The following is a 7,925-nucleotide window of genomic DNA, read 5'->3' as shown; positions in this document are numbered from 1 at the left end:
CCACTGATGACACCGCTGAGCGTGCCGCCGCTGACGCTGGCGGTGGTGGTGCCGTCATAGGTCTTGGAGGCGGCGCCGGCGCCACTGACGCTGACGGTGGCCGGGGTGATGGACACGCTATGTCCTGTGGCGAAACTGGTTTGGTAGCCCAGTTGATCTGCCAGGGTGCCCTGACTAATGCTGTAGCTGCCGACGTTTTGCCCCGTGCTGCGTGCCAGGCTTCCTGTCAGGATTTGGCTGGCTGTGTCACCGTTGGCCTGGCCGGATATGGCATATCCCAGGCTGGGGTCTGTCGCAGCATTCTTGTCATAAACCTTGCTGGGATCGGTGGGTGTGATCGTGATCGTGGGTTGTTCACGGTACAGCACATAGGTTGTGCCATCGCCTACGGTGCTAGCACCCGGAGCATCGCCTGCCTGCTTGTTGTAGCGAAAGTTACCGCTACCCGCCGCGGCTTGTGTGGCCAGTGACCCGCCGAGACTTGTGGAGGCAAGCGAACCGCTGTAGACATAGATTTTTCTGCCGGAATCCACGGTGAGCGTGGCGTTGTTAATGACATCGCCACCTGTACTTGTACCACGTGCGGTACTGGAGCCCGCTGTCAGCGTCAGATTTCCATTGCTGACGGCGATGTTGCCGCTGGTGGTTAAATTTTGCGTGAGTGTGGTCAGTTGTGCTGCACCGGTGGAAGCAATGCCTGTTACGCCCAGTGCATTGCTGTCTACTACGGTCACTCCTGCGGCGTTGCTGGCCGAGAGCGTGTTGAAGTTATTGCCCGTGTTTGCCAAGTTGATGGCCGCGCCACCGCCATTCAGGGTGGTTGCTCCACTGACGGAGAGGGCGCCGGTTTGCGTGATGCCTGGTGCCGTCAGCGACAGTGCGCCAGCAATGCTGCTGGTTCCTAGCGTCAAGGCGGTACTGTTGACCAAGCTGGTGGCGCCAGCGCTCAACGAAACAGCGCCTGTGAATTTGTTGCTGGCATTGGTCAGGCTGATAGTGTTGCCGCCACCGGTGCTGGTGATGCTGGTGGTGCCTCCGACATTGGAGAAAACACCGGCACTAGAAGCCGCATCATCTGAAATGGCGCCGGCGGTGGACGTGATGGCTAGGTTGCCAGGAGTGCTGATGAAGCCCTTGTTCCAGACGGAATTGTGGGTGGAAGTTTCTGCAGTCTGGGAAACCAGGTTGACAGGCGCCGCGGTCAAAAAAGCCAGGGTTGCATTGCCCCCCACATAGAAGCCGGTATATCCATTGACGGAATCTAGCGCGGCTGCATTGATGTTGACTGAGCTGGTCACCGGTGCGGAGATAGAGACGGTGCTATTGGCCGTACCGGAGCCCCACAAGCCGTCGCCACCGGCGTTGGAGCCGGTGAGGTTGATGGCGCCCGTGGTAGATGTGATGTTGATTTTTCCGGCCAACTTCAGGGCTGCATTGCTGTTGCTGGTAGTGCCAACTTGGCCCACGGTGGTGTTGATACCCGAGATAGCCACCGTGCCCCCGGTGATATTGATCGCCGTGCTGGTGTTGCCCGCAAAATTAACGGTAGACAACTGGTTTCTATAAGTGGTCGATACCGGGTTAGAGGCATTACCCGTGATGGTTACGGCACCCGTGGTGGAAATGGAGTCTCCGGCACTAATTTCCACGCCGCCGCCGGCCCAGGTGCTTACAGCACCGGTCGCAGTGCCCGTCAGTGTGATGCTCCCGCCTGAGGTGCTCTGCAAGGTATTGCTGCCCGTCAGCTTGACTGCAGTATTGTTTGTGCTCATAAGCGAGGCGCCATTGCCATTGACGCCCGTAATGGTGCCGGTGCCGCCACTGGTGCCCTGGATCAAAATAGCTCCGCTGGCAGTAGTCAGGGTGGCGGAGTTCATGACCACTCCCTGTGAATTACCGTTGCTGGGCATGGTGCCCACGATGCTGATGGTGCCACTGCCACTGGTGGTCAAGGCGCCGTTTAAATATTGCAGGGCCGAGGCAGTGCCGTTTTGTGCGCCACTGGCAGTCAGGCTGATGTTGCCGCCATTGGCTGTTACATCGAGGTACTGTAGTTTTAGCCCATTGTTGGCGGCGGCCGTGCTCGTGGCGTTCGCCGTCATGGATACATTCAGTGTGCCACTGGTGCTGCTGATGCTGCGGTGTGCCCCCGAGGTGCCATTGCTGGTAATGCGGCCATCGGCAATCAGTGTCAAGGTGGAGGCTGAGCCAGCACTTTTTACAATGTTTCCGTTGATGGCGATATTGCCTTCTTGGGCTCCTCCTGCGGCGGTAGTCGTGATGGTCACGTTGCCGCCGCTGTTGAGTATGGTCTGGATATTGGTGGTGTTGACTGTCGAACCCGATGCTGAGGGAGCCCAGACATTGCTGCTGAAGGCACCACCCGTTTGCGCGGCACTGGATATGGTGACGTTGTAGGGGTCCAGCAACCACAATCCGCCTTGGCCTTGCGCGGCAGAAACATCGACTGCAATGCCGTTGGTATCCAGTGCGTGCCCGGAGGTTTCGATGGCACCTCCGTTGCCGCTTTGCGTGCCACCCATAGCCCGGATGTTGCCATAGACGTTGGCCACATCGGTGCCCCATACGACCACTTTGCCGCCATCGCCAGCCAGTGTCGCGCTGGCGTCGATACTGGCTGTGGGGGCCATATAGGTTGCGTTGGTGTTGGGTTCGGGGCCTCGTCCTTGCTGATTGCCACCAACCAGCACCGTACCACCGCCCGCCGGGCCGCTGGCGTTAATGTGCGCGTCATCAAACAGGCCAACTTTTTGCCCCAGCACCTTCACCGTACCGCCACTATCGCCGGAGTTCTGGCCGCTTGCGTCCAAGGTGCCACTGACGTGCGTGGTGGTTCCCTCGTCGCCCAGAAGCTCGATGCTGCCGTTGCGATGTGATACGGTCCTGGCCTGGATGATGCCGCTGTGGTTGATGACGGCGTTGTTCAATCCTTCAAGCCCCTTGGCCGTCAGTACTACCCGGCCTCCGTCGGCCAAAACCATGCCGCCGTTGTCTACCAGGGCTTGAGCGGCACCCTGGGTGAGAACATAGCCAAGAGGGCTGCCGTCAACCAGTTTCAGATTGACGCCGTTGGCGGCCGCCAGCAGCACGTCGCCTTGTGGTGCGTTGATCTGCCCCGTGTTCGTGACACTTGGAGCAATCAGCGCAACCTTGCCACCTGCAGGCACGGTGATGGCTCCGCGGTTCACCACGCCTGCCGTACTGTTGCCAGCCAGGTTGTACAAACCGGCTTCAAAGTCGGCATTACTGATATTCAAGGTGCTGGCGACCAGTCCCCCGACGTTGACTTGCGCACCAGCCCCGATAAGTACGCCATTCGGGTTCAGAATGAACACGTTCCCATTGGCTATCAGGCTACCCAGAATACTGGTTGATTCCTTGCCGGTAACGCGGTTTAGTGCAATGGCCTGGGCATTGGGTTGTATGAAACGTACGGTTTCATTGGCCCGAATGCCAAAGCTGGACCAGTCGATTGCCAGGCGTTGGCTGCCTTGGCTGATCGTAGTGTTGAGGCCAGCTTGGCTGATGCTGCCAGTGCCGGAGGTTATATTGCCGCCCGCCGGTTCGGCCTGGCCAGGGTCATGGAAGAGCAGGGTTGTGAGCAGAGCCGCCAACCCTTGGCAATGCGTCTTGCCAAAGAGCCTACCCGACTTTACTGGCTGTGCTCGGGCTTCCGTTGATGGAAAACGGTTCGGAGCATCGGGGGCTAAAGGATGATCTACGAGTGCCCAAAACTGAGAAAACGGTTGCTGTTGCATGATGGTGTCATCCTTGCCTCTACTCCCTGTTTATCTTGCCAATATTTGGGCTATCAATTTTTGACATGGGTCACTTGCCTACTCACAAGTGACTAAAAAGCGCTCGTTCTATTTGACTTTTTTCGCCTGGGCGACAGACCATTTGCCGGCAAAGGCTTGCAGGTCGCTGAGGCGTTTGAGCAGGTCGGCACCGGTGGGGGTGACGCTGTAGCCATCGGAGCCATGGGTCAGCAGGTCGGCTTCGCGCAGCTCTTTCAGGCGGGTGTTCAGGGTGTTGGGGGTGACGCCGCCGACGCTGTCCTGCAGCAGGCGGAATGTCTGGGCGTGGCCGTCGCGCAGAGCCCACAGCACGCGAATGGCGTAGCGGGACTCCAGCAGGGCCAGCAGTTGGTGGACGGCGACGTTTTCTTTGGAACTCATATGGTGTTCTCCTCGGGACAATGTGCGGTGGGAAGTCTGGCGGGCCTGGGGGCGCACGCCCAGGCGGCGCCACGACTATAACGCAAAAAACCTATTTTGCTACTAGTTTAATAGCATTGTAAGCAGGAAGTGTCTGCACTGTTCCCCAAAATGGGGCGAGGGAATTAGCGGCGGTAGATTTTCTGCAACAGGCGTATTAGCGTTTTGCGCTCGGTTGCTGTCAGGTGGGAGGTGGCTTCGATTTCCAGCTGGCCCACCTCGGATTCGACTTGTGTGGCCAGTTCAGCGCCGCTGTCGGTGACATGCAAACCCATAGCGCGGCCGTCCATGGGGTGGGGTTTGCGCTCGATCAAACCGCGCTTTTCTATGGTGTTGAGCATGCCCACAAGGTTGGGTGGCAGGATGTCCAGCACGCTGGAGAGCTGGCGCGAGGTGATGCCGGGGTTGTGCGCCACCAGCAGCAGTATGGACAGGTCCACGATTCGCAGATCATGGCTGGCGATGTGCTCGCGGATGATGTCCACGATGAAGAGCGAAGCCCGCCGGGCGTTGTAGCCCACCAAACCCTCCAGCGAGCTGGTGTCTATGCTGTGGACGGCCTGTGGGGGAGTGCGCTGGCTGGTTACGGTCATGGCACTATTTTGCCACCCGCTCCGGGCATGCCCGGAGCGGGTGCGGTCCTTATTTGCAGCTGAAGCTGGCGGCGTTTTCTATGTCTCCGGTGCCGTTGTAGGTGGCAACTTTGGGATAGACGCACAGCGGCCGGCTGCGGCTGGCGGACCAACTGCTGGGCACGTCGGCATTGACTGCGACGGCATTGCCGGCGCCGCGCGCATTGGCGACCACGCTGTCGGGCGCCTGGCCTTTTTCCACCCAGTTGACCAGCGGGGTAAGCATGTCAAACTGGTCGGTGGCGGGGCCGCCCGAGCAGTGGTTCATGCCGGGCACGCGGTAGAAGCGTGCGAAGCTGGCAGCGTTACCGCCGTTGGCGGCGCGCAGCGATTCATACCAGGTGGTGGTGTCGTCGCTGGAGAAGATGGGGTCGCTGGTACCGTGGTAGACCATCATCTTGGCGCCGCGGTCGCGCAGCTTGGACAGATTGCTGGGGTTCACCGGCTGCATAAACGAGAGTGCGCTTTCGGTATAGGTGGCATTGGTCGCGCCGACACGGGACAGCATCGTGTCCACATTGCCGGTGAGTGCGAATGCGGGCCCATTGAAGGTGGCCGCGTCTTCCGGCGGTGTGGGCCATATCAGGCCTGCACCGCCGGAGTCCAGCACCAGGGGGGCGGTGAATTTCCAGAACGCATATCCGCTGGTGCCCAAGCCTGCATCAAACGGAAAGCTGGAATAGATGCGTGCGCCGCTGCTGGTGGTGGCGCCCGAAAACAGTTTGGACACCACGGTCTTTTGTGCGGCCGACAGGCAGGTCCCGTCGCGGCTGCCGCTGCAGGTGGGCACATCGGTGTTCAGATTGAAGGCGGCCTGGCAGGCTGTGGTGTTTTGGACCAGGCCGTCAGTCACACCATCCAGGGCATCGCATTTCGCCAGCACAGCGTTGGAGACCACGGCCCGCTCAGCAGTGGTGAAGGCGGTAGACAGGTCAGAGCTGCTGGTCGCCACCGTGGCATAGGCTTGTGCGCCGGCGATGTTGGCGATGGCCGCCAGCGGCAGGCGGAAGCCTGGGTCGCCAACCAGGTAGCCGTCGTATTCCTCGGGTTCGCGCGTGGCGGCCACCATGGTGTGGCGCCCGCCGTTGGAGCAGCCGCCGAAGTAGGAGCGGTCCGGCCCCTTGCCGTAGGCGGTCTTGATGGCGCTCTTGGCCATGGGCGTGAGCGTGGCGGCGGCCTGATAGCCGTAGTCCAGCCGGGCCTGCGGGTCGATACCGAAATTCGCTCCGAGTGCGGCGGCATGGCCGGCGTCAGAGCTGATCACCGCAAAGCCCATGGCCAGTGCGTTGGTCATGCCTGAACCACCGTTGACGCCGCCGGTGGCCGTCAGCACATTGCCGTCGATGCCGCCATTGGCCTGGTAGAAGAAGCGGCCGTTCCAGGCGTTGGGCAGGCGCATCTCGAAGCCGATGGCGTAGCTGTTGCCGTCCACGGCGCTGACGCGCTGGTTCATCTTGCCGGTGATCTGGCAGTGCGCGGGTACGGGTGTGCCGGCCACCGTCAATGTGCCGGCGGCGATGGCGTTGGCAGCGGTGATGGTGGTGTTGGCAAAACTGATCTTGCTGGCCAGGTCGGTGCAGGACAGCAGCGAGGCCGGCGTGGCGGCGGAGAGCTGCGGCAAGCCGCCGTCCGAGCCGCCGCAGGCCCCTAGCAGCGCGGCGGGCAGGGCCGACATCGCCAGCAAGCGGATGTGCATTCGTGTTCTCATGGCTTCGTCTCCAGGGTTGAGGTACACAGGCGCCCGCAGCATGCCCTCAACCATGGTGTTGCGTGCTGCAGGTTTGGGTAAGTTTGCTATCTAAGTGATAGCTGCTGGCGCAGGTTTCGTATGCGCTGGATGCTTGTTTTTCTAAATTTCTACGGCAGGCGCTGGCACCCTGGAAAGATGCTCAGCGCTGCAGGGCAGGGATGTTAGAAAGCGTGCCGAACGCCGAAGCTGACACCGTTTTGCGAGCCGCTAGCGGCGGGGTTGCTGCCCGGTGCACCACCGCTGACCGACACCGCAGCCAGCGTGTCGTTGCTGATATGCCCCACCTGGGTATAGACCGCCGTGCGCTTGGACAAGGCGTACACCAGCCGTGCGGACAACAGGGTGGAGTTGCCGTTGTCAAAGTTCTTGTAGCGCAGGCTGGCCCACTGGCCGTCCAGCGTCAGCGCAGGGGTCAGAGGGTAAGAGGCGCCGATGTACCACAGGTCGCTCTTGGGCTTGGTGGTGCTGCCTTCGTTGTTGCGGCGCATCACTCCGCCGCCGATCTTGGCACCCATGACTTTGACGTAAGCGGCAGCCAGTGTGCGGCTGTCGCTGGTGCTGCTGCTGTTCAGGCCACCAAACACCACGTCCGTGCTGCTGGCTGGAGTGCGGCCGTTCAGAGTGTCGTAGGTCAGCGTGGCGCCCCAGTCGGCGGTGTCGTACTTGGCGGTGGCTGACCACTGGCGGCAGGCCTGGGCGTCGGTGCCGCTTTCACCGGCGCAGTTGGTGCCGGCCGGGCTGGGGCCGGCGTTCACGGTGTCGCGGCCCAGGCTGTACTCAGCGCCCAGGGTCAGGCCGCTGAAGGTGCCGCGGTAGGCGATGGAGTTGTCGGCGCGGGAGTTGGGGATGTAGCTGTCCAGCGAACCCAGTGCATACAGCGCAGGTCCGATCACGTCGGAGTCCTGGATGGACCAGAACAGGGTGGAGTATTGGCGGCCCAATGTCACGCTACCCCAAGACCCGGCCAGCCCCAGGTTGGCCTGGCGGCCAAACAAGCGACCGCCCTGGCCGGATGCGCCGGTGTCGGGGGCAAAGCCCATTTCCAGTGTGAACTGGGCCTTCAGACCATCCCCCAGGTCTTCGGTGCCGCGAAAGCCCAAACGGGAGGGCAGCGAACTGGTGTTGCTGGGCATGCGGGTGATGCCGCCCACGGCGTTGACGTTGCTGACATGTTCCACGCCCACATCGATCAGGCCGTAAAGGTTGACGCTTTGCGCGTGGACGGAGCCGGCTGCTGCCAGCGCGGCGAGGGTGATGATGTGCGATGTCTTTTTCATGGTTTGTCTCCTTGAGGTGGGGGTGAGG

The 7,925-nt window shown here is 61.2% G+C and carries 5 protein-coding genes; all 5 read right to left on the bottom strand.

Annotated elements, in window-relative coordinates:
- Positions 1–3,635, bottom strand: a 3,635-nt coding sequence (locus AC07O2_RS15370) for a beta strand repeat-containing protein (protein WP_495076616.1), incomplete at its 3' end; no start/stop codon positions are given.
- A 252-nt stretch (positions 3,636–3,887) separates the two neighbouring features.
- Positions 3,888–4,199 carry a winged helix-turn-helix transcriptional regulator gene (locus AC07O2_RS15365; RefSeq protein ID WP_490590074.1) on the bottom strand — a complete coding sequence of 104 codons (312 nt, stop codon included), beginning with the start codon at positions 4,197–4,199 and terminating at the stop codon, positions 3,888–3,890.
- A gap of 164 nt (positions 4,200–4,363) precedes the next feature.
- On the bottom strand, positions 4,364–4,831 hold the full coding sequence (locus AC07O2_RS15360) for a MarR family winged helix-turn-helix transcriptional regulator (RefSeq protein WP_495076615.1): 468 nt from the start codon (positions 4,829–4,831) through the stop codon (positions 4,364–4,366).
- A 49-nt stretch (positions 4,832–4,880) separates the two neighbouring features.
- A complete protein-coding gene (locus tag AC07O2_RS15355) occupies positions 4,881–6,578 on the bottom strand; it encodes a tannase/feruloyl esterase family alpha/beta hydrolase (RefSeq protein ID WP_495076614.1) in 1,698 nt (565 codons plus the stop codon).
- A gap of 203 nt (positions 6,579–6,781) precedes the next feature.
- Positions 6,782–7,897: a porin gene (locus AC07O2_RS15350; protein ID WP_495076613.1), complete on the bottom strand. Its 1,116-nt coding sequence runs from the start codon at positions 7,895–7,897 to the stop codon at positions 6,782–6,784.
- Positions 7,898–7,925: the final 28 nt, after the last annotated feature.

The organism is Rhodoferax sp. GW821-FHT10B06 (assembly GCF_059415605.1).
This window is presented reverse-complemented; position numbering and strand designations above follow the sequence as displayed.

Excerpts from the sequence above, each read along its gene's own strand:
- AC07O2_RS15365 (WP_490590074.1), bottom strand. The coding sequence starts at position 4,199 with ATGAGTTCCAAAGAAAACGTCGCCGTCCACCAACTGCTGGCCCTGCTG.
- AC07O2_RS15360 (WP_495076615.1), bottom strand. The coding sequence starts at position 4,831 with ATGACCGTAACCAGCCAGCGCACTCCCCCACAGGCCGTCCACAGCATA.
- AC07O2_RS15355 (WP_495076614.1), bottom strand. The coding sequence starts at position 6,578 with ATGAGAACACGAATGCACATCCGCTTGCTGGCGATGTCGGCCCTGCCC.
- AC07O2_RS15350 (WP_495076613.1), bottom strand. The coding sequence starts at position 7,897 with ATGAAAAAGACATCGCACATCATCACCCTCGCCGCGCTGGCAGCAGCC.